Raw genomic sequence first — 26,950 nt, 5'->3', positions numbered from 1 at the left:
GCGGCTTTTTGATCTTGCCGTCGGCGCCGTCAGACCCGCGGCAGGGTCTCGGCCGCGATGCCGCCCTCGATGGCGAGGATGCGGTGCAGGCGGGTGGCGACCAGCAGCCGCTGCATCTGCGGGGGTACGCCGCGCAGCACGAGCCGGCGGTTGGCCCGCCCGGCGCGGCGGTGCGCGCCCATGATCACACCGAGTCCGGTGGCGTCCCACGAGTCGAGTCCGGTCAGGTCCAGTACGAGATCGCCCTGGCCCGAGTCGACGGCGGCGTGCAGGACGGTTCGGGCGTCCGCCGCGCTGCGGACGTCGAGGCGGCCCCCGACGACCAGCTCGGCGTGGTCGCCCCTGATGTGCATATGCGCTCCCGGGTGATGAGTGCTCGATCGTTACGTCTACAGAACTGACTGCCTCTCGTGCGGCGAAGTTGCCGCCTGTAAGCGAACCGATACCGAATTCACCCCGGAGGGTGACGGCACCGGACCCGTGCGCCTGGCGCGCCGGCCACCGCGAGGGCGTGCCGCCGGCGGCCGGAGCCCCGGCCGCCGCGCTTCCGGCCGTGCCGGGAGCGGCGCCTGACGCCGCGACAGCGCGGTGCGGGGTCCGGGCCCGTCCGACGCGGAATCAGTGCTCGTAGAAGCCTTGCCCGCTCTTGCGGCCGATATCGCCGGCATCGACCATCCGCCGCATGACCTCCGGCGGCGCGAACTTCTCGTCCTGCGACTCGGTGTAGATGTTGTCGGTGGCGTGCAGCAGGATGTCCACGCCGGTCAGGTCGGCGGTGGCCAGCGGCCCCATGGCGTGCCCGAAGCCCAGCTTGCAGGCGGTGTCGATGTCCTCGGCGCTGGCCACCCCGGACTCGTACAGCTTCGCCGCCTCCACGACCAGCGCCGAGATGAGGCGGGTGGTCACGAAGCCGGCCACGTCACGGTTGACGACGATGCAGGTCTTGCCGACGGACTCGGCGAACGCGCGGGCGGTGGCGAGGGTTTCGTCGCTGGTCTTGTAGCCGCGCACCAGTTCGCACAGCTGCATCATCGGCACCGGCGAGAAGAAGTGCGTGCCCACCACCCGCTCGGGGCGCCCGGTGGCCGCGGCGATCTTGGTGATCGGGATGGCCGAGGTGTTGGAGGCGAGCACCGCCTCGTCCTTGACCAGCTTGTCCAGGTTCGCAAAGATCTCGCGCTTGACGTCGATCCGCTCGAAGACCGCCTCGACGACGATGTCCGCGTCGGCCGCCGCCTCCAGGTCGGTCGTGGTGGTGATCCGGGCCAGCGCCTGCTCGGCGTCGGCCGCGGCCAGCTTGCCCTTGCTCACGAACTTCTCGTACGAGGCCTCGATGCCGCCCTTTCCGCGGGCCAGCGCGCCTTCCGTCACATCGCGGAGGACGACCTCCCAGCCCGCCTGGGCCGAGACCTGCGCGATACCGGACCCCATGAGTCCGGCTCCGATGACGGCGAGCTTCTTTGCCACTTGCTGTCCCCTAACACGCTGTACACCTGACGGCTCTCGGCAGTGACGTTAGCGCCCGGCGGCGATCGATAGGAGGGTTAGAGATGCGCGTCACGTCTCAGATGACGGACATCACACGGCGTGGGCTCACCGGCCGCCGCGCACGGCATAGTTGAGGACCTTTCCGCTGAGCGCGTCCTCCAGGTCGTCGAGCAGGACGAGCGCTTCGCGTGACACCTCGTCGGGTGCTCTTCCGGCCATCATGGCGCGGGCGATGTGCGCCGTGAGCGTGGCGTGCACCCAGTTGAGCTGACCCGCCACCAGGAGCGGCAACCAGTCGTCCGCCGCGGCGCCGGCCTCCTGACGGAGGGTCTCCTCCAGGCGCGTGAGCTGTTCCTGCTGGAGGTGCCAGAGACGGGCCTTGAGGGTGGCGGCACCCTCGATGACCCGCAGGAAGCGGTCGTAGCCCGCGACCAGTCCGACGGCGGGTGAGACCGCCTCCACCTGCTCGCGGAGTTCGCGCAGCACGGCGGCGGCGGCCGACTCCCCGCGTCCCGGCCGCGTACGTGGCGCGCGAGGCGGTCCACCAGCCCGGCGCTGCGGTCCATGAAGAGGTCTTCCTTGGCCGGGAAGTAGTTGTAGACGGTGTTGACCGAGACCTCGCAGGCCTCGGCGATCTCCGCGATGGTCACCGCGTCGAAGCCGCGTTCCAGGAACAGGCCGGTGGCCATGTCCGAGATGTGCTGGCACGTCTGCCGCTTCTTGCGCTCCCTGAGTCCCTCAGCCATGCCCGCATCGTACGCCTTCTTGGTGGCTTTTAAATTTTGGGGGCGCTGCAAGATTTAAGTCCCTCTGTTTTGCTGTCCGGCATGGCAGTCATCACCGCGTCCGGGCTGGCCCGGACCTTCACCACCCCCGCGGCACCGTCGAAGCGGTACGCGGCATCGACCTCACCGCCGAACGCGGCGAGATCCTCGGCCTGCTCGGCCCCAACGGCGCAGGAAAGACCACCACCCTGCGAATGCTCACCACGCTTCTCGCCCCCACCGGCGGCCGCGCGACCGTGGCCGGCTGCGACCTCGTCCGCGACCCGGCCGGCGTCCGGCGCGGCACCGGGTACGTCGCCCAGTCCGGCGGCGTCGACCCCCACATCTCCGTACGGGAGGAACTGGTGACCCAGGGGCGCCTGTACCGCCTGCCGAAGGCGCGCGCCGCGGCCCGCGCCGAGGAACTGGCACACGATCTCGGCCTCGACGGACTGCTGGACCGCACCTGCGCGGCGCTGTCCGGCGGGCAGCGGCGGCGGCTGGACATCGCGATGGGCCTGCTGCACCGGCCCGCGGTGCTCTTCCTGGACGAGCCGACGACCGGGCTCGACCCCGGCAGCCGGGCCGACCTGTGGGAGCTGATCCGGCGGCTGCGTACGGATTTCGGCACCACCGTCGTCCTGACCACCCATTACCTCGACGAGGCGGACGCGCTCGCGGACCGCCTGGTGGTCGTGGACCAGGGCGTGGTGGCCGCCGAGGGCACCCCGCACGCGCTCAAGGCCGAGTACGCCGGCTCGCCCGACGCGTCCCTCCAGACCGTCTTCCTCGCGATCACCGGGCGCGGCCCCACCCCGGCGGACACCGCCCCCGTAGCCGTCTGACCGCCCCACCTCACCGGGAGTCCCGTATGCCCTCCGTGCTGTCCGACACCGCCCTGATCTTCGGGCGTTACGCCCGGCAGACCCTGCGCTCCAAGGTGCAGATGCTCTTCGGCGTACTGATGCCGCTGCTCTACCTGTTCTTCTTCGGCCCGCTGCTGACCAAGCTGCCGCTGGCCTCCGAGGGCAGCTCCTGGCAGGTCCTGGTGCCCGGCCTGCTGCTGCAACTCGCCCTCTTCGGCGCCTCGTTCTGCGGCTTCGCGATCATCCTCGAAAAGCAGTACGGCGTGGTGGAGCGGATGCGGGTGACGCCCGTCAGCCGGCTAGCGCTGCTGCTGGGACGGGTGCTGCGGGACGCCGCGCTGCTCACGTTCCAGGCGGTGCTGCTGGTGCTGGCGGCGCTGGTGATGGGGCTGCGGGCGCCGCTCGGCGGCATCCTCATCGGCTTCGCGTTCGTCGCCGTGACGGCCGTCGCCCTCTCCACCCTGTCGTACGCGCTGGCCATGAAGGTCGCCACACCGCAGGAGTTCGGGCCGGTCGTCAACGCCGCCACCATGCCCGCGATGCTGCTGTCCGGCCTGATGCTGCCGATGGCCCTGGCACCCGGGTGGCTCGACGTGCTCTCGCGGTTCATGCCGCTGCGCCCTCTCGTGGACGGCGTCCGCGCGGTCTACGTGGGCGACTACACCGGTACGCCCGTGCTGTACGGAGCGCTGGTCGCCGCCGGACTCGCCGTGGCGGCCGCGGCGGTCTGCGCCCGTGCGTTCCGCACGGCCGCGGCGTAGGTCCCGACCACGCGGCCGAGGCGCGGCGTAGGCTCGCCCGTATGGTCAATCTGACGCGCATCTACACCCGTACCGGCGACAAGGGCACCACCGCCCTGGGCGACATGAGCCGTACCGCCAAGACCGACACGCGGATCGCGGCCTACGCGGACGCCAACGAGGCCAACGCGGCGATCGGTGTGGCCGTCGCCCTCGGCTCGCTGCCGGAGGACGTCGTCACGGTGCTCGTCCGGGTGCAGAACGACCTCTTCGACGTGGGCGCCGACCTGTCGACACCGGTGGTGGAGAACCCCGAGTTCCCGCCGCTGCGCGTCGAGCAGTCCTACATCGACAAGCTGGAGGCGGACTGCGACCACTACCTGGAGAGCCTGGAGAAGCTGCGCAGCTTCATCCTGCCCGGCGGTACGGCGGGCGCCGCGCTGCTGCACCAGGCGTGCACGGTGGTCCGCCGCGCCGAGCGCTCCACGTGGGCGGCGCTGGAGACGCACGGCGACACCATGAACCACCTCACCGCCACCTACCTCAACCGCCTCTCCGACCTCCTGTTCATCCTGGCGCGCACGGCCAACAAGGAACAGGGCGACGTCCTGTGGGTGCCGGGCGGCGAGCGGTAGGCGCACCGCCGGGACGGCTACCGGTAGGCGTCCTCGCGGGCACGCTCGTGGCCGTCCGCGCCACCCGGGGGCAGAACCCCTCCGGCGCCTTCTTCGGCCACAGCGTGTAGCTCACCGCGATGACCAGGTTGATGCCGATGACGAAGAGCATCTTGGCCTGCCAGTCACGCAGCGAGACGGTCTGGGCGGGGTCACCCACGTACCAGGCCGCGAGCTGCAACAGGCCGATCGCGATGAGCGCGGCGAGAATCCAGCGACCCGCCGACCACCACTCGAAGACCGCGCGCTCCCTGCCGTACTTCGGCGCCGACACGGGCGGCGGGCCGCCCGCGAAACGGTGGGCGAAGCGGACGTCCACCCACTTGATCGTGCGGTGCCCCAGCGCGGCCGAGAAACCGATGTAGACGGCGGCGAGCCCGTGCTTCCAGTCGGCCTCGGCACCGTTCTTGAGGTCGATGGCGGTGACGACCAGCAGGACGAGTTCCAGCAGCGGTTCCAGCAGCAGGACGGCGGCGCCGGTACGCGGCATTTTCGCCAGGTAGCGCAGGGCCAGTCCGCCGGCCAGCAGCACCCAGAAGCCGACCTCGCAGACGATGATCAGTGTGACGATCACGGGACTCCCCTTCTCTCCTGTCCCTTCCAGGCTCACCCCGGAATCCGGCCGTCACCTCGTCACCCGCGATGATCCGGCGCTGCATCTTTCGATGTAGCGCGCCGCGCCACGGGTTCGGCCGGGGCGTGGAGGCGACGGGCCGCGCCGCCGTGTTTGATGGAGGGGTGACCGCGAGACCCTTCGCCGCCCTGGCGCGCCCGCACCGCGACGACGTGTGCATCGCCGTCGGCGGCCTGCTCGGCGGTCTGCTGCTGTGGGGACTGCGACTGCACAGCAGCCCGCCGCTGCTGGGCGTGCCCTCCTGGCTCGGCCTGGTGCCGCTGGCCGTCCTGTCCGGCACCGAACTGCTGCGCCGGACCGCCCCGCGGACCGCGCTGGGCCTGGCGACCGTCGCGCTCCTCGCGGACGTGTGCTGCGGCGGGCTGCTCGTCACGATCGTGATGTTCACCGACATCGTCTACGCCGCGGTGCTGTACGGGCCCCCGGGCACCGCCCGGCGCGTGCCGGTCATAAGCGTCCTGCTCACCGTCGTCGCCACCATCGTCCCGGTGGCGGTCCTGCACGACCCGCAGGCCCTGCTGCTCGGTCTCGGCGTCGGCTTGATCACCATCAGTCCCGCCTGGACCGGCGTGATCATCCGCGAACACCGCAACGCCGCCCGGGCCGCCCGGCTGGAGGCCGAACAGACCGCGCTGCTGGCCGAGATGGACCGTACGCAGGCCATCATCGCCGAACGCGCCCGGATGGCCCGCGAGCTGCACGACATGGTCGCCAACCACCTGTCCGCCATCGCCATCCACGCCACGGCCGCGCAGTCCATCGACGACCCGGGCGCCAGCCGCGAGGCGCTCGGCGTCATCCGCGAGAACAGCGTCCAGGGCCTCGCCGAGATGCGGCGGCTGATCGGCCTGCTGCGGGACGCGAAGGACCCCGGCGGCACGGCGGAGGCCACCCCACTCTGGACGGGCTCGACGCGCTGCTGGCCCAGGCCCGCTCCAACGGGGCGAGCAGCGGCCTGACGTTCAGTCTGGAGGACGCCCGGGCCGACGGCGGCGGCGCGCGGCTCCCCGCCCCGGTGGAGCTGGCCGCGTACCGCATCGTGCAGGAATCCCTGACCAACGCCCTCAAGCACGCCGCGCCCGGCGACGTCGTGGTCCGTATCGCCCACGGTTCCGACGCCTCGCTCACCGTCTGCGTCACCAGCCCCTTCGGTGACCGGCCCGGCCCCCGGGCGCCGGGCTCCGGTGCCGGGCTGATCGGCATGCGGGAGCGGATCGAACTGCTCGGCGGCCGGTTCGAGGCCGGTCCCGAGGACGGCGGCGAGCACGCCGACGGCAAGGTATGGCGGGTACGGGCCACCCTTCCCGCCCGCGAGGAGGAAGAACGACGATGACCGCTGCCACCGGCCGCCCGGTCCGGGTGCTGATCGCCGAGGACCAGTCCGCCGTACGGGCCGGGCTGGCGCTGATCCTGCGCTCCGCCCCCGACATCGACGTGGCCGGGGAGGCCGCGGACGGCGAGGAGGCGGTGCGGCTGGCCCGCGAACTGCGGCCCGACCTGGTGCTGATGGACATACAGATGCCCAAGCTGGACGGCGTCTCGGCCACCCGGGCCATCGTCGACGAGCAGCTGGCCGACGTCCTGGTGCTGACCACCTTCGACCTGGACGAGTACGTCTTCGGGGCGCTGCGGGCGGGGGCCGCCGGCTTCCTGCTCAAGGACAGCGAGGCGGCGGCGCTGCTGGACGCGGTGCGCACGGTGGCCGCCGGGGAGGGGATGATCGCCCCGGCCGTGACCCGGCGGCTGATCGCGGAGTTCGCCAATCCCCGTACGGTACGGCGGCCCGCCGGTGCCTCGGCGCCGGACCCGGCCGTCCTGGACGCGCTGACCCGCCGTGAACGCGAGGTGCTGGGCTGCCTGGGCCGGGGCCTGTCCAACGCCGACATCGCGGAGCGCCTGGCGATGGCGGAGGCCACGGTGAAAACGCACGTCAGCCGTCTGCTGGGGAAGCTGGAGCTGCGCAGCCGGGTGCAAGCGGCGGTATTGGCGCAGGAGTTGGGTGTCGGCGACGGCCGGGAAGGGTAGGGGAGCCGCCGCGCCGGGCGGGCGCGGCGGAGGCTGCCACCCACTTTGGTCCAGACCTCTTGACCGCAGGTCTGGACCTTTTACGCTCCCTTCACATCTTCGCGGTGAGCGCGCCCCACAGCGCTCACCGGGCGGCGCAGGTTCTCCCCCACCTCCACCCCCTTACCTGGGAGCATCCGTGACACCCGGAACCCTGACACGCACCACCCACGCCCGACGAAGAACCCTCGCGTTCCTCACCGCACTCCTCCTGCCCGTGGCAGCGCTCATCGGTCTGGCCGGCGCCACCCCCGCGCACGCCGCCGAGTCGGCGACCGCCACGTACACCAAGGTCTCCGACTGGGGCACCGGCTTCCAGGGGCAGTGGACGGTGAAGAACACCGGCGACACCACCATCAACGGCTGGACCGTCGAGTGGGACTTCCCGTCCGGCACCACCGTCGGCTCCGCCTGGGACGCCCAGGTCAGCGGCTCGAACGGCCACTACACCGCCAAGAACGTCAACTGGAACGGCACCATCACCCCCGGCGCCTCGGTCAGCTTCGGCTTCATCGGCTCCGGCTCCGGCGGCGGCGACGTCAGCGGCTGCAAGCTCAACGGCGGTTCCTGCGACGGGGCCCAGCCCGGTGACACCCCGCCCTCCGCGCCCGGCAAGCCCGTCGCCGGGGACATCACCGACACCTCCGTACGCCTGACCTGGACCGCCGCCACCGACGACAAGGGCGTCAAGAACTACGACATCCTGCGCGACGGCACCAAGGTCGCCACCGTCGAGAAGCTCGCCTACACCGACAGCGGCCTGACCAAGGACACCGCGTACACCTACACCGTCGTCGCCCGCGACACCGCCGACCAGACCGGCCCCGCGAGCGAGCCCACCGCCGTCCGCACCACCGGCGGCGGACAGCCCGGTGACACCCCGCCCTCCGCGCCCGGCAAGCCGGTGGCGGGCGACATCACCGACACCTCCGTACGGCTGACCTGGACCGCCGCCACCGACGACAAGGGCGTCAAGAACTACGACATCCTGCGCGACGGCACCAAGGTCGCCACCGTCGAGAAGCTCGCCTACACCGACAGCGGCCTGACCAAGGGCACCGCGTACACCTACACCGTCGTGGCCCGCGACACCGCCGACCAGACCGGTCCGGCCAGCGCCGCCACCACCGTCCGCACCACCGGAGGCGGCGGCCAGCCCGTCGACGCGGTCAAGCTGGGCTACTTCACCGAGTGGGGCGTCTACGACCGCAACTACCACGTGAAGAACCTGGTCACCTCGGGCTCCGCGAGCAAGCTGACGCACATCAACTACGCGTTCGGCAACGTCCAGGGCGGCAAGTGCACCATCGGTGACGCCTACGCGGCCACCGACAAGGCGTACACCGCCGACCAGAGCGTGGACGGCGCCGCCGACACCTGGGACCAGCCGCTGCGCGGCAACTTCAACCAGCTCAAGAAGCTCAAGGCGAAGTACCCGAACATCAAGCTCCTGTGGTCCTTCGGCGGCTGGACCTGGTCCGGCGGCTTCACCGACGCGGTCAAGAACCCGGCCGCCTTCGCCGACTCCTGCTACCAGCTGGTCAACGACCCGCGCTGGGCCGGCCTCTTCGACGGCATCGACCTGGACTGGGAGTACCCCAACGCCTGCGGCCTGACCTGCGACACCAGCGGCCCCGCGGCCTTCAGCGACATGATGAAGGCGATGCGCGCCAAGTTCGGCAAGCAGCTGGTCACCGCCGCGATCACCGCGGACGGCTCGGACGGCGGCAAGATCGACGCGGCCGACTACGGCGGCGGCGCGCAGTACGCCGACTGGTACAACGTCATGACGTACGACTTCTTCGGCGCCTGGGACAAGACCGGCCCGACGGCCCCCCACTCGCCCCTGACGTCCTACCCCGGCCTCCCGAAGCAGGGCTTCACCACCGACGCCGCCCTGCAGAAGCTCAAGGCCAAGGGCGTCCCCGCGAAGAAGCTGCTGATCGGCATCGGCTTCTACGGACGCGGCTGGACCGGCGTCACCCAGGACGCCCCCGGCGGCACCGCCACCGGCCCGGCCCCCGGCAAGTACGAGGCCGGCATCGAGGACTACAAGGTCCTCAAGGCGAGCTGCCCGTCCACCGGCACCGTCGCCGGCACCGCCTACGCCCGCTGCGGCGGCAACTGGTGGAGCTACGACACCCCGGCGACCATCGTCGGCAAGATGAACTACGCCAAGCAGCAGGGACTGGGCGGCGCGTTCTTCTGGGAGTTCAGCGGTGACACGGCCGACGGCGAACTGATGACCGCCATCGACAGCGGCCTGAAGTAACCCGGCTCACCACCCCCGGACCGGCCGGGGAGGCGGCGTCGCCCCCGCCTTCCCGGCCTTCCGGCCGTTCAGCCGCGCCTTGCGGGTCTACGCCACATTCACCCTCTGGCCGGGAGGCGCCGCCTCCAGCCACGCCAGGAAGCCCGTCAGGGCGTCCTCGCTCATCGCCAGCTCCAGCCTCGTACCGCGGTGGCGGCAGGCGAGCACGACGGAGTCGGAGAGCAGGGCCAGCTCCTCCTCGCCCTGGGGGTGCGGCGCTCCAGCACCTCGATGGCGAAGCGTTCCAGTTGGCGGCGGGGGCGGGGCGCGTAGGAGAAGACGCGGAACCACTCCACCCGGTCACCGTTGTAGCGGGCGACCCCGTAGATCCAGCCCTTGCCGCTGGGCTCGGTCTCCTCGTCGGGCACGTTCCAGCGCAGGCTGCAGTCGAAGGTGCCGCCGGAGCGCTGGATGAGCCGTCGCCGTAGACCGAAGACGAAGAGCCCCAGCAGCACCAGTACGACGACCGCGCCGCTCACGAGCAGAGCGAGGACCATCCGAACCGACCTCCTCGCCTCGATGGGGGTACCCGCGCGCCGGTTCGGGCGCGAGGGGAAAACGCACCTGCATTGCCTCAGCCGCGGACCGCCCTGGAGGATTCCAGCGCAGCCCGCGGCTGAGGGACGAACTCGTCGGTGGAGGGCTTCAGTGCACGCCCGCCACCGCGCGCAGCCGGACATCGGCGCGGCGCTCGGCGGCCGCGTCGGCCTCCGACTTCGCCCGCTCCAAGGCCCGCTCCGCGCGCTGGACATCGATCTCGTCGGACAGCTCGGCGATCTCCGCGAGCAGAGACAGCTTGTTGTCGGCGAACGAGATGAAGCCGCCGTGCACGGCGGCGACGACGGTGCCGTCCCCGCCCTCGCCGGTCGTACGAATCGTCACCGGACCGGACTCCAGCACGCCGAGCAGCGGCTGGTGCCCCGGCATGACGCCGATGTCGCCCGACGAGGTGCGCGCGACGACCAGGCCGGCCTCGCCCGACCAGACCTGACGGTCGGCGGCGACCAACTCGACGTGCAGCTCAGCCACGATGGCTCCTCGGGTCTCCACCTGCCGGGTACGGCAGATGTTGGGTCAAATACTAGTGGTCGTTCGGACCGGGGGCGGCCAGGGCCGCCCCGGAACGCGGCCGGGCCTCAGGAGACGCCCAGCTCCTTGGCGTTCGCCTTCAGGTCCTCGAGGCCACCGCACATGAAGAACGCCTGCTCGGGGAAGTGGTCGTACTCACCGTCGGCGATCGCGTTGAACGCCGCGATGGACTCGTCCAGCGACACGTCCGAGCCGTCGACACCGGTGAACTGCTTCGCCACGTGGGTGTTCTGCGACAGGAAGCGCTCGATACGGCGGGCACGGTGGACGGTGAGCTTGTCCTCCTCGCCCAGCTCGTCGATACCGAGGATCGCGATGATGTCCTGCAGGTCCTTGTACTTCTGCAGGATCGTCTTGACCCGCGAGGCACAGCTGTAGTGGTCCTGCGAGATGTACCGCGGGTCCAGGATGCGGGACGTCGAGTCCAGCGGGTCCACCGCCGGGTAGATGCCCTTCTCCGAGATCGGACGCGACAGCACGGTCGTGGCGTCCAGGTGGGCGAAGGTGGTGGCCGGCGCCGGGTCGGTCAGGTCGTCCGCGGGGACGTAGATCGCCTGCATCGAGGTGATCGAGTGACCACGGGTCGAGGTGATGCGCTCCTGGAGGAGGCCCATCTCGTCCGCCAGGTTCGGCTGGTAACCCACCGCGGACGGCATACGGCCGAGCAGGGTGGACACCTCGGAACCCGCCTGGGTGTACCGGAAGATGTTGTCGATGAAGAAGAGGACGTCCTGCTTCTGGACGTCACGGAAGTACTCCGCCATCGTCAGACCGGCCAGCGCGACCCGCAGACGGGTGCCCGGGGGCTCGTCCATCTGGCCGAAGACCAGCGCGGTCTTGTCGATGACGCCGGAGTCCGTCATCTCCTCGATCAGGTCGTTGCCCTCACGGGTGCGCTCGCCGACACCGGCGAACACCGACACACCGTCGTGGTTGTTGGCCACGCGGTAGATCATTTCCTGGATGAGGACGGTCTTGCCGACGCCCGCGCCGCCGAACAGACCGATCTTGCCGCCCTTGACGTACGGGGTCAGCAGGTCGATGACCTTGACGCCGGTCTCGAACATCTCGGTCTTGGACTCCAGCTGGTCGAAGCTGGGGGCCTTGCGGTGGATCGGCCAGCGCTCGGTGACCTCGACCGTGGACGGGTCCACGTTCAGGATCTCGCCGAGGGTGTTGAACACCTTGCCCTTGGTGACGTCACCGACCGGGACGGTGATCCCGGCGCCGGTGTCGGTCACCGCGGCCTGGCGGACCAGACCGTCGGTGGGCTGCATCGAGATCGCGCGGACCACGCCGTCACCCAGGTGCTGGGCGACCTCGAGGGTCAGCGTCTTGAGCTTGCCCTCTTCGGCCGGGTCGGCGACCTCGACGTGCAGCGCGTTGTAGATCTCCGGCATCGCGTCGACGGGGAACTCCACGTCGACGACCGGGCCGATGACCCGCGCGACGCGGCCCGTCGCCGTGGCCGTCTCAACAGTGGTGGTCATAGTTGTCAGTCACTCCCCGCGGTCGCGTCGGCCAGTGCGCTCGCGCCACCGACGATCTCGCTGATTTCCTGGGTGATTTCGGCCTGGCGGGCCGCGTTGGCAAGCCGCGAGAGCGACTTGATGAGTTCTTCCGCGTTGTCGGTCGCCGACTTCATCGCGCGCCGCGTGGCGGCGTGCTTGGAGGCGGCGGCCTGGAGCAGCGCGTTGTAGATGCGCGACTCCACGTACCGCGGCAGCAGGGCGTCCAGGACGTCCTCCGCCGACGGCTCGAAGTCGAACAGCGGCAGGATCTCGCCCTTGGACGACTCCTGCGCCTCCTCGGCCGTCTTTTCGAGGCTGAGCGGCAGCAGCCGGTTGTCCACCGGCGTCTGCGTCATCATCGAGACGAACTCGGTGTAGACGATGTGCAGCTCGTCCACGCCGCCCTCGGCCGTGTCCTGCTGGACGGCGGCGATCAGCGGCCCGGCGACGGCCTTGGCGTCCGCGTACGTCGGGCTGTCGGTGAAGCCGGTCCACGAGTCCGTGACCTTGCGCTCACGGAACCCGTAGTACGAGACACCCTTGCGGCCGACGATGTAGGTGTCGACCTCCTTGCCCTCGGCCTTGAGCCGCCCGGTGAGCTGCTCGGCGGCCTTGATGGCGTTGGAGGAGTAGCCGCCGGCCAGGCCGCGGTCGCTCGTGATGAGCAGCACCGCGGCCCGGGTGGGCTTGTCCACCTCGGTCGTCAGGGCGTGCTTGGTGTTCGAACCGGTCGCCACCGCCGTCACCGCGCGGGTGAGCTCACTCGCGTACGGCGTCGATGCCGCCACCTGGCGCTGCGCCTTGACGATGCGCGAGGCGGCGATCATCTCCATCGCCTTGGTGATCTTCTTGGTCGCGGTGACGGAGCGGATGCGACGCTTGTAGACCCGGAGCTTGGCTCCCATGGATCAGGTCCCTTCCGTCGTCACTTGCTCGTGCTGACCGGAGCGTCCTCACCGAGAAGCTTGCCGTCCGAGGTCTCGAACTGCTGCTTGAAGGTGGAGACCGTGTCGGTGAGCGCCTGGATGGTGTCGTCGGACATCTTGGCGCCCTCGGCGATGCTGGTGAGCAGCTCCTTCTTCTCGCGGCCCATCCAATCCAGCAGCTCGCGCTCGAAGCGGCGGACGTCCTGGACCGGGACGTCGTCCATCTTGCCGGTGGTACCGGCCCAGATGGAGACGACCTGCTCCTCGACGGGCATCGGCTGGTACTGGCCCTGCTTGAGCAGCTCGGTCATGCGCTGACCACGGGCGAGCTGGGCCTTGGAGGCCGCGTCCAGGTCGGAACCGAAGGCGGCGAACGCCTCCAGCTCACGGAACTGGGCGAGGTCCACGCGGAGCCGGCCGGAGACCTGGCGCATGGCCTTGTGCTGGGCGGAGCCACCGACGCGGGAGACCGAGATACCGACGTTCAGCGCCGGGCGCTGGCCCGCGTTGAACAGGTCGGACTCCAGGAAGCACTGGCCGTCGGTGATGGAGATGACGTTGGTCGGGATGAACGCCGACACGTCGTTCGCCTTGGTCTCGACGATCGGCAGACCCGTCATCGAGCCGGCACCGAGGTCGTCGGAGAGCTTCGCGCAGCGCTCCAGCAGGCGGGAGTGCAGGTAGAAGACGTCACCCGGGTACGCCTCACGGCCCGGCGGGCGGCGCAGCAGCAGAGAGACGGCGCGGTAGGCGTCGGCCTGCTTCGAGAGGTCGTCGAAGATGATCAGGACGTGCTTGCCCTGGTACATCCAGTGCTGGCCGATGGCCGAGCCGGTGTAGGGCGCCAGGTACTTGAAGCCCGCCGGGTCGGACGCCGGGGCGGCGACGATGGTCGTGTACTCCAGGGCACCGGCCTCCTCCAGCGCGCCGCGCACGGACGCGATGGTGGAGCCCTTCTGGCCGATGGCGACGTAGATGCAGCGGACCTGCTTCTTCGGGTCGCCGGAGCGCCAGTTGTCGCGCTGGTTGATGATCGTGTCGACGGCCAGGGCGGTCTTGCCCGTCTGGCGGTCGCCGATGATCAGCTGACGCTGGCCACGGCCGATCGGGACCATCGAGTCGACGGCCTTGTAGCCGGTCTGCATCGGCTCGTGGACCGACTTGCGGACCATGACGCCCGGAGCCTGGAGCTCCAGGGCGCGGCGGCCCTCGGACTCGATCTCGCCGAGGCCGTCGACCGGGTTGCCCAGCGGGTCGACGACGCGGCCGAGGTAGCCCTCGCCCACGGCGACCGAGAGCACCTCACCGGTGCGGCGCACCGGCTGGCCCTCCTCGATACCGCTGAACTCGCCGAGGACCACCGCACCGATCTCGCGCTCTTCCAGGTTCAGCGCAAGACCGAGCGTGCCGTCCTCGAACTTCAGCAGCTCGTTCGCCATCGCCGAGGAAGACCCTCGACCTTCGCGATGCCGTCACCGGCCTCGCTGACCGTCCCGACCTCCTCGCGCGAGGCCGCGTCCGGCTTGTACGCCTGGACGAAGTTCTCCAGCGCGTCCCGGATCTCCTCCGGCCGGATCGTGAGCTCCGCCATCTGGGTTCCCTGCTCTCCTTGTTGGGCCCGTCGTCGTTTACGGGGGACTGTGCGTCCCCCGCCGCAGGCAGGGGCGGTTGCCCCCGTGATGTCACTGCGTCCACGGCCCAACTCGGGCCGCCGTACTACTTCTTGAGTTGGTGGGTGGGTCAGCCGGCCATCCGCCGGGACGCCTCTTCGAGGCGTGCCGCGATGCTGCCGTTGATGACCTCGTCGCCGATCCGGACCTGGACGCCGCCGAGGACCTCGGGGTCCACGTCGAGGTTCAGGTGGACCTGCCGTCCGTACACCGCCGCCAGGGCCGCGCCGAGGCGCTGCCGCTGGGTGTCGCCGAGCGGCACCGCGGAGGTGACCACCGCGACCATCCGGTCCCGGCGGGCCGCGGCCAGCTTGGACAGGGCGTCCAGCCCTGCTTCCAGGCTACGGCCCCGCGGCTGTGCGACAAGCCGGACCACGATGCGCTCGGTGACCGGGTTGGCCCGGCCGCCCAGCAGCGAGCGCAGCAGCTCGGCCTTGGCCGGGCCCTGCGCGGTGCGGTCGGTCAGTGCCGCGCGCAGTTCGTGCGACGAGGCGACGATCCGGCCGAACCGGAACAGCTCGTCCTCGACGTCGTCGAGGGCGCCCGCCCGCTGCGCCGCGACGAGGTCGGCGCCGTACGCCAGCTCCTCGGTCGCGTCCGCCAGGTCGCGGGAGCGCGACCAGCGGGAGCGGACCATGCCGGAGAGCAGGTCGACGGTCTCGCCGCCGACCTGGCCGCCGAACAGGCGCCCGGCCAGCTCGGCCTTGGCCTCGCCGGCCTGCGCCGGGTCGGTGAGGACCCGACGCAGCGACACCTCGCGGTCGAGCAGAGCGGTGACGGCAGCCAGCTCCTCGGCGAGCTTCGCGGCGTCGACGGTCGTGTTGTCCGTCAGCGCGTCGAGCTGCTCGCGTGCGGAGGCGAGTGCCTCGCGGCTCGCTCCATTCATCGGCCGGCCTCTGCCTTCGTCGGGTCCGACGCCGCCTTGGCCTCGAGCTCGTCGAGGAAGCGGTCGATGGTCCGGCTCTGGCGGGCGTGGTCCTCCAGGGACTCACCGACCAGCTTGCCCGCCAGCTCCGTGGCGAGCTTGCCCACGTCCTGGCGCAGCGACTGCGCGGCCTGCTTGCGGTCCGCCTCGATCTGGGCGTGGCCGGCCGCGATGATCTCCTCGCGCTGCCGCTGGCCCTCGGCACGCATCTCGGCGATCAGGGTCGCTCCCTGCTCCTGCGCCTCCTGGCGCAGCCGGGCGGCCTCGTGGCGCGCGTCGGCGAGCTGGGACCGGTAGTCCTCCAGGACCTGCTGGGCCTCGGCCTGTAGGGCATCCGCCTTCTCGATGCCGCCTTCGATCTGCTCGCGGCGCTTGTCCAGAACGTTGTTGATGTTCGGGAGGAGCTTCTTCGCGAGGAAGCCGAAGACGATGAAGAAAGCGATCAGGCCGATGACCAGCTCTGGAATCGGCGGGACGAGGGGGTTCTCAGGAACCTCCGCCGCCATGTTCACCAGGGCGCTCACATCAATGCCTTCCGTCTAAGTGGCGTCGTCGGTGCGTTCCGTGCTTAGGACGGGTACGCGTAGCCCATGACGATGCCGATGAGGGCGAGCGCCTCGCAGAAGGCGAAGCCCATGATCTGGTTGGTGCGGATCAGGCCGGCGGCCTCGGGCTGACGGGCCAGGGCCTGGGTGCCGTTACCGAAGATGATGCCGACGCCGACGCCGGGGCCGATGGCGGCGAGGCCGTAGCCGATCGAAGCGACGTTGCCAGTGAGGCCGGCGGCGAGTTCGAGAGTCGCGGACATGCCGTGTCTTCCTTCTCTTTCATGGACCGGTGGGGGTTGGCCACCGGACGTCTGGTGGAACTGCTGGGGTGCCTGGGGGCTCAGTGGTGCTCGGCGAGCGCGCCCTGGATGTAGTTGCAGGCCAGGAGCACGAAGATGTACGCCTGGATGGCCTGGATGAAGAGCTCGAAAGCCGTCATCACGATGGTCATGACGAACGAGACGCCCGCGTAGGCGATGCCGATGCCGTTCAGCAGGTACCAGCTGGCGACGGTGAACATCAGGATGAGCATGTGGCCCGCGAACATGTTCGCGAACAGCCGGACCGCGTGCGTGAAGGGCCGGATGATCAGGTGCTGCAGCAGTTCCAGGAACATGATCAGCGGGAGAACCCAGCCGAGCGACTTGTCGTAGCCGGTGAGGTTCTTCAGACCGCCGACGAAGCCCTGGCGCTTGAACGTCAGCACGAGCCAGGTGATGTAGACCACCAGGGCCAGGCCCATGGGGAACGCGATGACCGAGGTCACCGGGAACTGGGCGACCGGAATGATCGACCAGAGGTTCATGATCCACACGAAGAAGAACAGCGCGACCATGAAGGGGACGAACTTCTCGCCCTCCTTCTTGCCGAGCGCGTCGTAGACGAGCCCGCGGCGCACGAAGTCGTAACCCGCCTCACCGATCATCTGCAGCTTGCCGGGCACCACCTTGGCGCGGCCGAAGGCGGCCCAGAAGAACGCCACGATGATCACCGTGCTGACCAGGGCCAGCAGCATCGGCTTGTTGAACTCGTAGCCACCGATGGTGAAAAGGGGCTCGAAGACGAACGAATGAAGGCCCGGGGCCTCGAAGCCACACCCCGGGATGAAGAGGTGGCACTCCGTGTCGAGGGCGAGCATCGTTTCAGCACTCACCGCGAGCTCCTTCAGCGTGGCGCATGGGTACGGCAACCTCGTTGTGTCGGCGCGGCATTGAGCCACGGTGCGGCACTGGACTGGTCTTACGGATTGGGGGGCGGCTGATCGGCGCGGGGCCGGATCGGTTCACAGGCGTCGGCCGGACGTGCAACCGGTTCCCTGACTCGGAACCTGGAGGCTCAGCCGCCTGCGCCGACTGCGCCGCAGTTGGCACCGGACGATAGCAGGCTCTCGCGTGGGCTTTTATTCCGGCCCTACGGCTCACGTCCGCGACCCCGTGGTTTCCGCCTTCTTGGACTCGGCGGATTCGGGATTCACGTAGAGAACCTTGGCCTTCATATAGCTGCGGGCCTGGAAGGCGATCCACACCAGGACGGTCGCGAGCAGGGTGAAGGCGAACGCCCTGACGTTGAAGAGCGTGGTGTCCTTGAAGACGATCATGAAGACCGCGACAGCCAGGATCTGCACCGCGTACAGCAGCAGTCCCATCATCTGAAACAGATCCGGGAGGCGCTTCGCGGTCTGCTGGAGAACCACCAGACCCGACCCCATCAGCAGCAGCACCAGCACCGTTCCGATGGCAGCACCGATCGCGCCCTGCCCGCCCGCGACCACAGCGCTGATCACGACGCCGACGGCGCCGGTGGCAAGCGAGGGTACGGAGACATTGGCAAGTAGGCGGGCGTCAGTGGACTGCATGGCGGCGCTCCGGCAAAAAATGGGGGTGGTGTCGTCAGGGACGAGCGTAGACCCGGCCTGAGGGAGTACCTGAGGCCGAAAGACCGTCGCACTACGGCCCTTCGGCTCTGTCGCCGGGTTTCGTGAACGGTATCACAAACTATTTGATGAGGTCTTTACCTGCTCGGTGTGCTACCCGTCACACGTGAGCAGTAATCCGCGCGTTGGAGCGCGACACGGCGGCACTCTGTCTGCTATGTAGCCCATTGAGGGGATTTTCGAGCGTTGCTCGTCCGAGCGAAAACGCGCCTCAGCGATGACTTCCGGCCTTACGCCGGTCGGTGAACCGCGACCGGTCACCGATCGCGGTGGCCCCGTTGACGCCCGACGGCACCGGCTGCCGCTCCCGCTCCGGAGCGCCCTCGCCGTCCGCCGTCCGTCCCCCGTCCGGGTGCCCGGCCTCGTCGATCGCCGCGCTCTCCGCCGCGGCCGCGGAGACCGCCGCCGCCTGCACGCTGCGCCGGTAGCGCGGCGGCACCATCCACTCCATCCAGCGCGGCGCCCGCGGCGTGAAGCGCGGCAGCAGCAGGAGGACGAGCCCGATCGCGCTCAGCAGCACGATGCCCAGCACGACCCAGACGCTCGCGTTGTTGACCGAGTACGCCACGGCGCCGAAGGCGATCAGCGCGGACCAGAAGTACATGATCAGGACGGCGCGGCTGTGCGAGTGGCCGATCTCCAGCAGCCGGTGGTGCAGGTGGCCGCGGTCGGCGGCGAACGGGGACTGGCCCTTCCACGTACGGCGCACGATGGCCAGCACCAGGTCGGCGACCGGCACCGCGATGATCGTCAGCGGCAGCAGCAGCGGGATGTAGACCGGCACCATCGCGTGGGTGGCCTCGCGGACGCTGCCCGCCTTCAGGTTGAGCAGGTCCGGGTCGACCTGGCCGGTCACCGAGACCGCGCCGGCCGCCATGACCAGCCCGATCAGCATCGACCCCGAGTCGCCCATGAAGATCCGCGCCGGGTGCATGTTGTGCGGCAGGAAGCCCAGGCACATGCCCATCAGGACGACCGAGAACAGCGTCGCGGGCGCGGCCGCCTCGATGCCGTACCCGAACCACATCCGGTACGCGTACATGAAGAACGCCGCGGCGGCGATGCACACCATGCCGGAGGCCAGCCCGTCGAGGCCGTCCACGAAGTTGACGGCGTTGATGGTGATGACGACCAGAGCGACCGTCAGCAGCGTGCCCTGCCAGGGGCTCAGCGAGACCGTGCCGATGCCCGGCACCGGGATCCACAGGATCGTCAGGCCCTGAAGGACCATCACACCGGCGGCGATCATCTGCCCGCCGAGCTTGACCAGCGCGTCCACGCCCCACTTGTCGTCCAGCACGCCCAGCACCCAGATCAGCGCGGCGCCCGAGAGCAGCGCGCGCGGCTCGTTGGAGTGCTCGAAGACGGATTTGAGGTTGGCGAGATGGGCCGCGACCAGCAGGCCCGCGCACAGCCCGCCGAACATGGCGATGCCGCCGAGGCGCGGGGTGGGTTCGCGGTGCACGTCGCGCGCGCGGATCTCCGGCATCGCGCCGGCCGCGATGGCGAATTTCCGTACCGGCCCGGTCAGCAGGTAAGTGACCGCGGCCGTGACGCACAGCGTCAGCAGGTATTCACGCACGGGCTGCCCCATTGGTATCGCTGGCCATCACAGCCACACACCATATGCGTGTCCGCCCCCTATCCGTGAACGTAAGGGAAGACACCCCCGCCCCGCGCATGGTTCCAGAGCTCAGCCCGGATGGGGATATGGGGGAAAGCGCCGGACCAATGCCATGGTCGCCGCGCGGGCGCCGGGTCCTCCCGTACGGCCGCCGCGATCAGCGCGCCGACGCGCACCGCCTCGTCCTCGCCCATGCCCTGGGTGGTCAGGGCGGCGGCCCCCAGCCGCAGCCCGGGACGGCGTCCTGACGGGTCCTCGGGGCACGGCAGGGCGCAGGTGTCCAGCACGATGCCCGCCGCCGCGCAACGCCCCTGGCCGTACGGGCGTCCGCGCCCAGCGGCGCCGAGTCGGCGGTGATCAGGTGGGTGTCCGTACCGCCGGTGGTGACCGGCAGGCCCTCCTCGGCCAGTGAACCGGCCAGCGCCCGGGCGTTGGTGACGACCTGCCGCGCGTAGCCGGCGAAGGCGTCGGTGGCGGCCTCGCCGAAGGCGACGGCCTTGGCGGCGACCGCGTTCATCTGGGCGCCGCCCTGGGTGAACGGGAAGACCGCCCGGTCGATGCGCTCGGCCAGCTCGGCGCCGCACAGGATCATGCCGCCCCGGGGGCCGCGCAGCACCTTGTGGGTGGTCGCGCACACCACGTCCGCGTACGGGACCGGGCTGGGCGCCAGACCCGCGGCGACCAGCCCGATGGGGTGGGCGGCGTCCGCGATGAGGTACGCGCCCACCTCGTCGGCGATCTCCCGGAAGACGGCGTAGTCCAGATGCCGCGGATAGCAGATCGAACCGCAGACGATGGCCTTGGGCCGGTGGCGGCGGGCCAGCGCGCGCACCTCGTCGTAGTCCAGCAGGCCGGTGTGCGGATCGACGCCGTACCCGGTGAAGTCGAACCAGCGGCCAGAGAAATTGGCCGGGGAACCGTGGGTCAGGTGCCCGCCGTGCGGCAGCGCCATGGCCAGGACGGTGTCACCGGGACGCAGCAGGGCGGCGTACGCGGCCAGCACGGCCGAGGACCCGGAGTGCGGCTGGACGTTCGCGTGCTCGGCACCGAACAGGACTTTGGCACGTTCCACGGCGAGCCGCTCGGCAAGATCCACGACCTCGCACCCGCCGTGGTGGCGGGCGCCCGGATAGCCCTCGGCGTACTTGTTGGCGAGCGGGGAGCCGAGGGCGGCCAGCACGGCCCGGGAGGCGAAGTTCTCGGCGGCGACGAGCTGCAGCCCGTCGCCCTGCCGGGCCGCCTCGGCGAGCAGCACGCCGGCGATCTCGGGGTCCTGCTCCAGCAGCCCCGCGAAGTCGGGCGTCCAGGCGGGCGGCGGGTACCCGCCGTGTCCCGCCCCTGGCCCGGCCGCCTCCCTCCGGGCAGCCGTGATGTCGCTCCGGGATGACGTGGTGGTGGCGGGCATGGCGCGCTCCGGGCCTCGGACGGGGACGTGGTCCCAATGTAGGCGCGGTGGGGGGTTGGGGCGCGGTGGAGGGAGCTGGAGGGGGGTGGGTGGGGGCGGGGGGCTATGAGGGTGGGGTGGGGCGCTATGAGGGTGAGGGTGGGACTGCTCGCCCTACGGGGCGCACGCGCACGTTCCCCCACCGGGGGCCTACCCAGCCGCAGCCACACCGAAGCTCGCACATCCACGCCGCCCCGGAACCAGACCACCCGCCCTACGGGACGCACGCTCACATTCCCCCACCGGGGGCCTACCCGGACCGGACCGGAACGAAGCCACAACCCTCAGCTCCCCCAAAAGCCCGGCCCCCAGCCCCCGCCCCCACACCCCTCAACACCCCCAGAAGCCCCGTCCCCGCCCCCGCAGCCCCGGCCCCTCCCGGAACCTCAGGCGCGCGCCGGAACCCCCGTCAGCGCCGTCACGACAGGGTCCAGCGCCTGGTTGATCTCGTCGCCGATGGAGCGGAAGAACGTGATGGGCGCGCCGTACGGGTCGTAAACCTCGTCCGCCTCCGGGTTCGGCGCCAGCAGCCAGCCGCGCAGTGCCGCAGCGGCGCCGACCAGGGCGCGGGCGCGTTCGACCAGCCCGCCGCCGGGCAGCGCCGGGTCGGGCTCGGGCAGCGTGGCCGGGTCTATGGCCCGTACGAGACGGTTGAACTCCTTCAGCGTGAAGGTGCGCAGCCCCGCGGAGTGGCCCATGGAGATGACCTGGGCGCGGTGGTCGCGGGTGGCGGTCAGCACCAGGTCGGCCCGGATGACGTGCTCGTCCAGCAGCTCACGGCCGGTGAAGTCGGCCGGATCCGCGCCGTAGTCGGCCAGAACCGTGGCAGCGTGGGTCTCCATGGGCGCGCCTTCGTGGCCCCAGGTGCCGGCGCTCTCCACGACCAGGCCGCCGCGGTCCGCGCCCAGCCGCAGGTCGAGGGCGTGCCGGTGCAGCCGCTCGGTGATGGGCGAGCGGCAGACGTTGCCGGTGCTGACGTGGAGGATGCGGAACGTGCGGTAGCTGTCCTCGCCGGGTCCCGCTATGCCACGCCCGAGGGGCGCAATCAATTCGCCACCTCGAGCCCGGGAGCCACCTTGCGCAGCTCCTCCGCGCTGATCGCGCCCTCGCGCAGCAGCAGCGGCGTCGGCCCGGTGACGTCCACGATCGAGGACGGCACGGCGGCGGGGGTCGGGCCGCCGTCCAGGTAGACGGAGACGGAGTCGCCGAGCATCTCCTGGGCGGCGTCGCAGTCCTGCGGCGACGGGTGCCCGGTGAGGTTGGCGCTGGAGACGGCCATCGGGCCGAACTCGGTCAGCAGCTCGATGGCGACCGGGTGCAGCGGCATACGGACCGCGACCGTGCCGCGGGTCTCCCCCAGGTCCCAGGTCAGCGACGGCTGGTGGGTGGCGACCAGGGTCAGCGCGCCGGGCCAGAAGGCGTCGACCAGTTCCCAGGCCTGCTCGGAGAAGTCCGTGACGAGCCCGTGGAGGGTGTTCGGGGAGCCGACGAGCACCGGGGACGGCATGCCGCGCCCGCGCCCCTTGGCCTCCAGCAGGTCACCGACGGCCTCGGCACTGAACGCGTCCGCGCCGATGCCGTAGACGGTGTCGGTCGGCAGCACGACCAGCTCGCCGCGACGGACGGCCGATGCGGCCTCGCGCAGACCGGTCGCGCGGTCGGTCGCGTCGCTGCAGTCGTAACGCCGTGCCATTTAACGGACCTCCTCGTGCGGAACGTACAGATGACTCGTGGGGGCCGGGCTCGTCATGGCGTCGCCCTGCGCGCGGTGGCGAAGCGGGGCCGGTTGTTCAGGTCGGGGTGGTCGGCCGCGTCGGCCCACCCCGTTCCTCGGTGAAGATCCACGGAACCTGGCCGCCCTGGGTGTCGGCGTGCTCGATGACCACGACGCCGCCGGGCCGCAGCAGCCGGTGTGCGGTCCGCTCGATGCCCCGGATGGTGTCCAGGCCGTCCTGGCCCGAGAACAGCGCGAGCTCGGGGTCGTAGTCGCGTGCCTCGGGTGCGACGTACTCCCACTCGGTCAGCGGGATGTACGGCGGGTTGGAGATGACCAGGTCCACCTGGCCGTCCAGCTCGGGAAGCGCGGTCAGCGCGTCGCCCTGCTGGAGAACGACGCGGGACCCCTCGACGTTCTTACGGGCCCACTGCATGGCCTCGTCGGACAGCTCGACGGCGTGCACCCGGGAGCGCGGCACCTCCTGGGCCAGGGCGAGCGCGATGGCTCCGGAGCCCGTGCACAGGTCCACGATGAGCGGTTCGACGACGTCCATGGCCCGTACCGCGTCTATCGCCCAGCCGACGACCGACTCGGTCTCCGGGCGGGGTACGAAGACGCCGGGGCCGACGTGCAGCTCCAGGTAGCGGAAGAAGGCCCGCCCGGTGATGTGCTGGAGCGGTTCGCGGGCCTCGCGGCGGGCGACGGCCTCCCAGTAGCGGGCGTCGAAGTCCGCGTCGGGGACCCGGTGCAGTTCACCGCGCTTGACGCCGTGGACGTGTGCGGCGAGTTCCTCGGCGTCGAAGCGCGGTGAGGGTACGCCGGCGTCGGCCAGCCGCTGGGTGGCCTGGGCCACCTCGGCGAGCAGCACGGTGCGGGGATTGGGCCCGCGGCGGGGCCGCTGGGGGTCGTGACCCCCGGAAGGCGACGGCACGCTGTTCCTCCGGCTCGTTCTACGGGCGTTTTACGGGCGTTCTGCGGGCTTACTGGGCGGCGGCCAGCTTGGCGGCCGAGTCGGCGTCCACGCACGCCTGGATGACCGGGTCGAGCTCGCCGTCGAGCACCTGGTCCAGGTTGTACGCCTTGAAGCCGACGCGGTGGTCCGAAATGCGGTTCTCCGGGAAGTTGTACGTCCGGATGCGCTCGGAGCGGTCGACGGTACGGACCTGGCTGCGCCGGGCGTCCGACGCCTCCTTCTCGGCCTCCTCCTGGGCGGCGGCCAGCAGCCGCGACCGCAGGATGCGCAGGGCCTGCTCCTTGTTCTGGAGCTGGCTCTTCTCGTTCTGGCAGGAGACGACGATGCCGGTGGGCAGGTGGGTGATCCGTACGGCGGAGTCGGTGGTGTTGACCGACTGGCCGCCGGGGCCCGACGAGCGGTAGACGTCGATGCGCAGGTCGTTCGGGCCGATCTCGACCTCGACCTCCTCGGCCTCGGGCGTGACGAGCACGCCGGCCGCGGAGGTGTGGATGCGGCCCTGGGACTCGGTGGCGGGCACCCGCTGGACGCGGTGCACGCCGCCCTCGTACTTCAGGCGGGCCCACACGCCCTGGCCGGGCTCGGTGGCGCCGTTGCCGCCCTTGGTCTTCACGGCGACCTGGACGTCCTTGTAGCCGCCGAGGTCGGACTCGTTGGCGTCGAGGATCTCGGTCTTCCAGCCGACGCGCTCGGCGTAGCGCAGGTACATGCGCAGCAGGTCGCCGGCGAACAGCGCGGACTCCTCGCCGCCCTCGCCGGCCTTGACCTCCAGGATGACGTCCTTGTCGTCGCTGGGGTCGCGCGGGACCAGCAGCAGCCGCAGCTTCTCGGTGAGCTCCTCGCGGCGCGCTTCGAGGTCCTTGACCTCGTCGGCGAAGTCCGGGTCGTCGGCGGCCAGTTCGCGGGCCGTGTCGATGTCGTCGCCGGTCTGCTTCCAGGCGCGGTACGCCGTGATGATCGGGGTCAGCTCGAAATAGCGCTTGTTGAGCCGCTTGGCCTCGCGCTGGTCGGCGTGGACCGCGGGGTCGGCCAGTCGCTTCTCAAGGTCGGCGTGCTCGCCGATCAGTTCCTCGACCGCCTCGAACATCGTGGGGGTTCCTCACCTGGCTGTGTCTTCCGGGATCCGGGGGTTCCCGGTTGCCGGTTGCCGGCACGTGTGCGGCGGGGCCGCGGCCCCTGGGACCTCCGGCGGGGTCCGTGGCCTGGACGACAAAACGCCGGTCCGCCGCCCCTTCGCGGGGCGAGACGGAACCGGCGCCTTGCGGGTCGCTACTTCTTGGCGGCGCCGGCGCCCTTGCCGAAGCGGGCCTCGAAGCGGGCCACACGGCCACCGGTGTCGAGGATCTTCTGCTTGCCCGTGTAGAACGGGTGGCACTCGGAGCAGATGTCGGCACGGATGGTGCCGCCGGCCACGGTGCTACGGGTGGTGAACGACGCGCCACAGGTGCAGCTGACCTGGGTCTCGACGTACTCCGGGTGGATGTCGCGCTTCAAGGGATTCTCCTAGGTTCGGGAGGGCTCCGGGTCGTCACGCGGATTGCGTCACGTGAACCGGGGCCGACGGTCCAGTCTGCCAGGACTGGCCTCATCTCCCAAAACCGGGGGGCGCCGGATTTTGTTCCCGGGCGGTCCGCGGCGTCGGGAGACGGGCCGAAGAAACGATTCCGCTACTTGACGTAGCTGTCCGTTCCACCCTTGTCACCTGCGGAATCCTTGATCGCTTCCTTGGGGATGTCCCGGTCCTGGCGGAGCGCGTCCCAGACCTGCCCGGACTGCTTCTCCAGCGGCAGCACCCGGGACGGATTCTTCGGGTCGTAGGTGACCGGCAGCGTGACCATGTCGATCTGGTCCGCCCCGATGCCGCCCATCTCCTTGGCGAGTCCCATCAGCGCGTTCACCGAGTTCAGGTCGCTGTCGGTGGTGATGGCCTTGGTGGCGGTGTCGGCGATGCCGTAGAGCTTCGTCGGGCTGGACAGCAGCCCGATGCTCTTCACCTGCTTCATCAGTGCCTTGATGAAGGTCTGCTGGAGCTGGATGCGGCCCAGGTCGCTGCCGTCGCCGCCGGGCACGCCGTGCCGGGTCCGTACGAGGCCGAGGGCGTCCTCACCGTTGAGGGTGTGCTTGCCGGGCTCCAGGTTCAGGTGGCTCTTGTTGTCGTGGATGGGCTTGGTGGTGGTGATGTCCACGCCGCCGAGGGCGTCGATGAGCTTCTTGAAGCCGTTGAAGTCGACCTCGACGAAGTGGTCCATCCGGATGCCGCTCATCGCCTCGACGGTCTTGACCGCGCAGGCCGGGCCGCCGACCTCGAAGGCGGTGTTGAACATGGCCTTGCGCTGGCCCGGCACGTTCTTGCCGTCCTTGGTGCAGTCGGGGCGCTGGACCAGGGTGTCGCGCGGGACGCTGACGACGCTGGCCTTCTTGTGGCCCTTGAAGATGTGCACGATCATCGCGGTGTCGGAGCGGGCGCCGCCCTCGTCGGTGCCGTACTCGCCGTTCTTGCCCGCCCGGGAGTCGGACCCCATGACGAGGATGTCCATCGACCCGTCGTCGTTGTCCTTGGGCCGGTCCTTGCCGAGGGCGGCGTTGATGTCGACGCCCTTCAGGTTGCCGTTGAGTTTGAAGTAGACGTAGCCGAGTCCCGCGCCACCGAGCAGTACGCAGCTGACCAGCGCGCACACGGTGATCGTCAGGGCGCGGCGGCGCCGGGTCGGACCCTTGCGCCGGCGGCCCGTGGCACGTATGCCGCGGGAACGGCTCTTGGCCGTGTTCGCGGCCCTGCTGTCGTCCGCCATCTGCTCCTCAGTCCTCGTTCTCTCGCCTGCCCCTCGCCGCCACCGTTCAGCGTCCGGCCACGGTTTGTTGCTCCTTGAAAGACGGGGGCAGACCGGAAGGGTTGCACAACGGGGTTGAGAGCCATTCTTAGAAACCGGCCCGCCGGAACTCCGGCCAAAAGTCGACTTTTGCCGGGGTGACCAGGGGTTTCGTCCGGGGGCAGAAAGCGGAGTGATGGCCTCCGGAGGTGCCGCGCGTGTGCGCAAGGCAACAATCT

Annotated in this window: 21 protein-coding genes and 7 pseudogenes; 6 read left to right on the top strand and 22 right to left on the bottom strand. The window is 70.3% G+C overall.

Annotation, left to right across the window (positions count from 1 at the left end; genetic code table 11):
- Positions 1-29: 29 nt before the first annotated feature.
- The 3 genes and pseudogenes from ACEXOX_RS32450 to ACEXOX_RS32440 all read right to left on the bottom strand — a co-directional run bounded on the left by ACEXOX_RS32450 (position 30) and on the right by ACEXOX_RS32440 (position 2,234).
- Complete coding sequence (locus ACEXOX_RS32450) at positions 30-353, bottom strand: STAS domain-containing protein (RefSeq protein ID WP_030022174.1); 324 nt, start codon at positions 351-353, stop codon at positions 30-32.
- 265 nt (positions 354-618) lie between these two features.
- Positions 619-1,467, bottom strand: a complete 849-nt coding sequence (locus ACEXOX_RS32445) for a 3-hydroxyacyl-CoA dehydrogenase family protein (protein WP_406524545.1) — start codon at positions 1,465-1,467, stop codon at positions 619-621.
- A 126-nt stretch (positions 1,468-1,593) separates the two neighbouring features.
- A pseudogene (locus ACEXOX_RS32440) lies at positions 1,594-2,234 on the bottom strand (TetR/AcrR family transcriptional regulator).
- Between the two features lie 81 nt (positions 2,235-2,315).
- Between ACEXOX_RS32440 and ACEXOX_RS32435 the strand changes: the two are divergent.
- The 3 genes and pseudogenes from ACEXOX_RS32435 to ACEXOX_RS32425 all read left to right on the top strand — a co-directional run bounded on the left by ACEXOX_RS32435 (position 2,316) and on the right by ACEXOX_RS32425 (position 4,493).
- A pseudogene (locus ACEXOX_RS32435) lies at positions 2,316-3,097 on the top strand (ABC transporter ATP-binding protein).
- A 26-nt stretch (positions 3,098-3,123) separates the two neighbouring features.
- Positions 3,124-3,879, top strand: a complete 756-nt coding sequence (locus tag ACEXOX_RS32430) for an ABC transporter permease (RefSeq protein WP_406524544.1) — start codon at positions 3,124-3,126, stop codon at positions 3,877-3,879.
- A gap of 41 nt (positions 3,880-3,920) precedes the next feature.
- Positions 3,921-4,493, top strand: coding sequence for a cob(I)yrinic acid a,c-diamide adenosyltransferase (locus ACEXOX_RS32425; protein WP_406524543.1), 573 nt, complete (start codon positions 3,921-3,923; stop codon positions 4,491-4,493).
- Here the strand turns inward: ACEXOX_RS32425 and ACEXOX_RS32420 are convergent.
- Positions 4,426-5,106, bottom strand: a complete 681-nt coding sequence (locus ACEXOX_RS32420; protein WP_406524542.1) for a hypothetical protein — start codon at positions 5,104-5,106, stop codon at positions 4,426-4,428. The genes ACEXOX_RS32425 and ACEXOX_RS32420 overlap by 68 nt on opposite strands.
- Positions 5,107-5,270: 164 nt before the next feature.
- Between ACEXOX_RS32420 and ACEXOX_RS32415 the strand changes: the two are divergent.
- The 3 genes and pseudogenes from ACEXOX_RS32415 (at position 5,271) to ACEXOX_RS32405 (ending at position 9,502) form a co-directional block, all read left to right on the top strand.
- Positions 5,271-6,499 (top strand): annotated as a pseudogene (locus ACEXOX_RS32415) (sensor histidine kinase).
- Positions 6,496-7,191, top strand: a complete 696-nt coding sequence (locus ACEXOX_RS32410; protein WP_030022183.1) for a response regulator transcription factor — start codon at positions 6,496-6,498, stop codon at positions 7,189-7,191. Before ACEXOX_RS32415 ends, ACEXOX_RS32410 begins: the two are co-directional and overlap by 4 nt.
- A gap of 178 nt (positions 7,192-7,369) precedes the next feature.
- Positions 7,370-9,502 (top strand): glycosyl hydrolase family 18 protein, encoded by a 2,133-nt coding sequence (locus tag ACEXOX_RS32405; RefSeq protein ID WP_406524541.1) that lies wholly within the window; start codon positions 7,370-7,372, stop codon positions 9,500-9,502.
- Between the two features lie 87 nt (positions 9,503-9,589).
- On the opposite strand, the pseudogene ACEXOX_RS32400 reads toward ACEXOX_RS32405, so the two are convergent.
- From ACEXOX_RS32400 to ACEXOX_RS32315, 18 genes and pseudogenes are all read right to left on the bottom strand, one after another.
- Positions 9,590-10,038, bottom strand: a pseudogene (locus ACEXOX_RS32400) (DUF2550 domain-containing protein).
- Positions 10,039-10,186: 148 nt separating this feature from the next.
- Positions 10,187-10,570, bottom strand: a complete 384-nt coding sequence (locus ACEXOX_RS32395; protein WP_406524540.1) for a F0F1 ATP synthase subunit epsilon — start codon at positions 10,568-10,570, stop codon at positions 10,187-10,189.
- A 107-nt stretch (positions 10,571-10,677) separates the two neighbouring features.
- The gene (gene atpD / locus ACEXOX_RS32390; RefSeq protein WP_406524539.1) at positions 10,678-12,120 is read right to left on the bottom strand and encodes a F0F1 ATP synthase subunit beta; all 1,443 of its coding nucleotides are present in this window, start codon (positions 12,118-12,120) and stop codon (positions 10,678-10,680) included.
- Positions 12,121-12,125: 5 nt separating this feature from the next.
- Positions 12,126-13,046, bottom strand: a complete 921-nt coding sequence (locus tag ACEXOX_RS32385) for a F0F1 ATP synthase subunit gamma (RefSeq protein WP_398747389.1) — start codon at positions 13,044-13,046, stop codon at positions 12,126-12,128.
- A gap of 20 nt (positions 13,047-13,066) precedes the next feature.
- Positions 13,067-14,658, bottom strand: a pseudogene (gene atpA, locus ACEXOX_RS32380) (F0F1 ATP synthase subunit alpha).
- Between the two features lie 149 nt (positions 14,659-14,807).
- On the bottom strand, positions 14,808-15,623 hold the full coding sequence (locus ACEXOX_RS32375) for a F0F1 ATP synthase subunit delta (RefSeq protein WP_406524538.1): 816 nt from the start codon (positions 15,621-15,623) through the stop codon (positions 14,808-14,810).
- Positions 15,620-16,168: a F0F1 ATP synthase subunit B gene (locus ACEXOX_RS32370; RefSeq protein WP_275127463.1), complete on the bottom strand. Its 549-nt coding sequence runs from the start codon at positions 16,166-16,168 to the stop codon at positions 15,620-15,622. Before ACEXOX_RS32370 ends, ACEXOX_RS32375 begins: the two co-directional genes overlap by 4 nt.
- Before the next feature lie 62 nt (positions 16,169-16,230).
- Positions 16,231-16,470, bottom strand: coding sequence for an ATP synthase F0 subunit C (atpE, locus tag ACEXOX_RS32365; RefSeq protein ID WP_030022192.1), 240 nt, complete (start codon positions 16,468-16,470; stop codon positions 16,231-16,233).
- Between the two features lie 80 nt (positions 16,471-16,550).
- Positions 16,551-17,348 carry a F0F1 ATP synthase subunit A gene (gene atpB, locus ACEXOX_RS32360; RefSeq protein WP_030022193.1) on the bottom strand — a complete coding sequence of 266 codons (798 nt, stop codon included), beginning with the start codon at positions 17,346-17,348 and terminating at the stop codon, positions 16,551-16,553.
- Positions 17,349-17,627: 279 nt separating this feature from the next.
- Complete coding sequence (locus tag ACEXOX_RS32355; RefSeq protein ID WP_406524537.1) at positions 17,628-18,065, bottom strand: hypothetical protein; 438 nt, start codon at positions 18,063-18,065, stop codon at positions 17,628-17,630.
- A gap of 289 nt (positions 18,066-18,354) precedes the next feature.
- Positions 18,355-19,737 carry an MraY family glycosyltransferase gene (locus tag ACEXOX_RS32350; RefSeq protein ID WP_406524536.1) on the bottom strand — a complete coding sequence of 461 codons (1,383 nt, stop codon included), beginning with the start codon at positions 19,735-19,737 and terminating at the stop codon, positions 18,355-18,357.
- Between the two features lie 99 nt (positions 19,738-19,836).
- A pseudogene (glyA, locus tag ACEXOX_RS32345) lies at positions 19,837-21,172 on the bottom strand (serine hydroxymethyltransferase).
- A gap of 425 nt (positions 21,173-21,597) precedes the next feature.
- Positions 21,598-22,260, bottom strand: a complete 663-nt coding sequence (locus ACEXOX_RS32340; protein ID WP_030017732.1) for a low molecular weight phosphatase family protein — start codon at positions 22,258-22,260, stop codon at positions 21,598-21,600.
- Positions 22,257-22,904: an L-threonylcarbamoyladenylate synthase gene (locus tag ACEXOX_RS32335; RefSeq protein ID WP_030017733.1), complete on the bottom strand. Its 648-nt coding sequence runs from the start codon at positions 22,902-22,904 to the stop codon at positions 22,257-22,259. Before ACEXOX_RS32335 ends, ACEXOX_RS32340 begins: the two co-directional genes overlap by 4 nt.
- 53 nt (positions 22,905-22,957) lie before the next feature.
- A pseudogene (gene prmC / locus ACEXOX_RS32330) lies at positions 22,958-23,796 on the bottom strand (peptide chain release factor N(5)-glutamine methyltransferase).
- A 112-nt stretch (positions 23,797-23,908) separates the two neighbouring features.
- On the bottom strand, positions 23,909-24,988 hold the full coding sequence (prfA, locus tag ACEXOX_RS32325) for a peptide chain release factor 1 (protein ID WP_030017735.1): 1,080 nt from the start codon (positions 24,986-24,988) through the stop codon (positions 23,909-23,911).
- A gap of 182 nt (positions 24,989-25,170) precedes the next feature.
- Positions 25,171-25,395, bottom strand: a complete 225-nt coding sequence (gene rpmE / locus ACEXOX_RS32320) for a 50S ribosomal protein L31 (RefSeq protein ID WP_030017736.1) — start codon at positions 25,393-25,395, stop codon at positions 25,171-25,173.
- A gap of 173 nt (positions 25,396-25,568) precedes the next feature.
- Positions 25,569-26,693 (bottom strand): LCP family protein, encoded by a 1,125-nt coding sequence (locus tag ACEXOX_RS32315; RefSeq protein WP_406524535.1) that lies wholly within the window; start codon positions 26,691-26,693, stop codon positions 25,569-25,571.
- Positions 26,694-26,950: the final 257 nt, after the last annotated feature.

It is taken from the genome of Streptomyces sp. Ac-502 (genome assembly GCF_045222935.1).
Classification (GTDB): Bacteria; Actinomycetota; Actinomycetes; order Streptomycetales; family Streptomycetaceae; genus Streptomyces; species Streptomyces monomycini.
The sequence above is the reverse complement of the archived record's forward strand: the minus strand, read 5'-3'. Positions and strand labels throughout refer to the sequence as shown.

Coding starts and splice junctions, on each gene's coding strand:
- ACEXOX_RS32355 (WP_406524537.1), bottom strand. CDS start 18,065: ATGCAGTCCACTGACGCCCGCCTACTTGCCAATGTCTCCGTACCCTCG.
- atpD (WP_406524539.1), bottom strand. CDS start 12,120: ATGACCACCACTGTTGAGACGGCCACGGCGACGGGCCGCGTCGCGCGG.
- ACEXOX_RS32385 (WP_398747389.1), bottom strand. CDS start 13,046: ATGGGAGCCAAGCTCCGGGTCTACAAGCGTCGCATCCGCTCCGTCACC.
- ACEXOX_RS32315 (WP_406524535.1), bottom strand. CDS start 26,693: ATGGCGGACGACAGCAGGGCCGCGAACACGGCCAAGAGCCGTTCCCGC.
- ACEXOX_RS32350 (WP_406524536.1), bottom strand. CDS start 19,737: ATGGGGCAGCCCGTGCGTGAATACCTGCTGACGCTGTGCGTCACGGCC.
- atpB (WP_030022193.1), bottom strand. CDS start 17,348: ATGCTCGCCCTCGACACGGAGTGCCACCTCTTCATCCCGGGGTGTGGC.
- ACEXOX_RS32410 (WP_030022183.1), top strand. CDS start 6,496: ATGACCGCTGCCACCGGCCGCCCGGTCCGGGTGCTGATCGCCGAGGAC.
- ACEXOX_RS32370 (WP_275127463.1), bottom strand. CDS start 16,168: ATGGCGGCGGAGGTTCCTGAGAACCCCCTCGTCCCGCCGATTCCAGAG.
- ACEXOX_RS32425 (WP_406524543.1), top strand. CDS start 3,921: ATGGTCAATCTGACGCGCATCTACACCCGTACCGGCGACAAGGGCACC.
- ACEXOX_RS32375 (WP_406524538.1), bottom strand. CDS start 15,623: ATGAATGGAGCGAGCCGCGAGGCACTCGCCTCCGCACGCGAGCAGCTC.
- prfA (WP_030017735.1), bottom strand. CDS start 24,988: ATGTTCGAGGCGGTCGAGGAACTGATCGGCGAGCACGCCGACCTTGAG.
- ACEXOX_RS32335 (WP_030017733.1), bottom strand. CDS start 22,904: ATGGCACGGCGTTACGACTGCAGCGACGCGACCGACCGCGCGACCGGT.
- ACEXOX_RS32450 (WP_030022174.1), bottom strand. CDS start 353: ATGCACATCAGGGGCGACCACGCCGAGCTGGTCGTCGGGGGCCGCCTC.
- ACEXOX_RS32430 (WP_406524544.1), top strand. CDS start 3,124: ATGCCCTCCGTGCTGTCCGACACCGCCCTGATCTTCGGGCGTTACGCC.
- atpE (WP_030022192.1), bottom strand. CDS start 16,470: ATGTCCGCGACTCTCGAACTCGCCGCCGGCCTCACTGGCAACGTCGCT.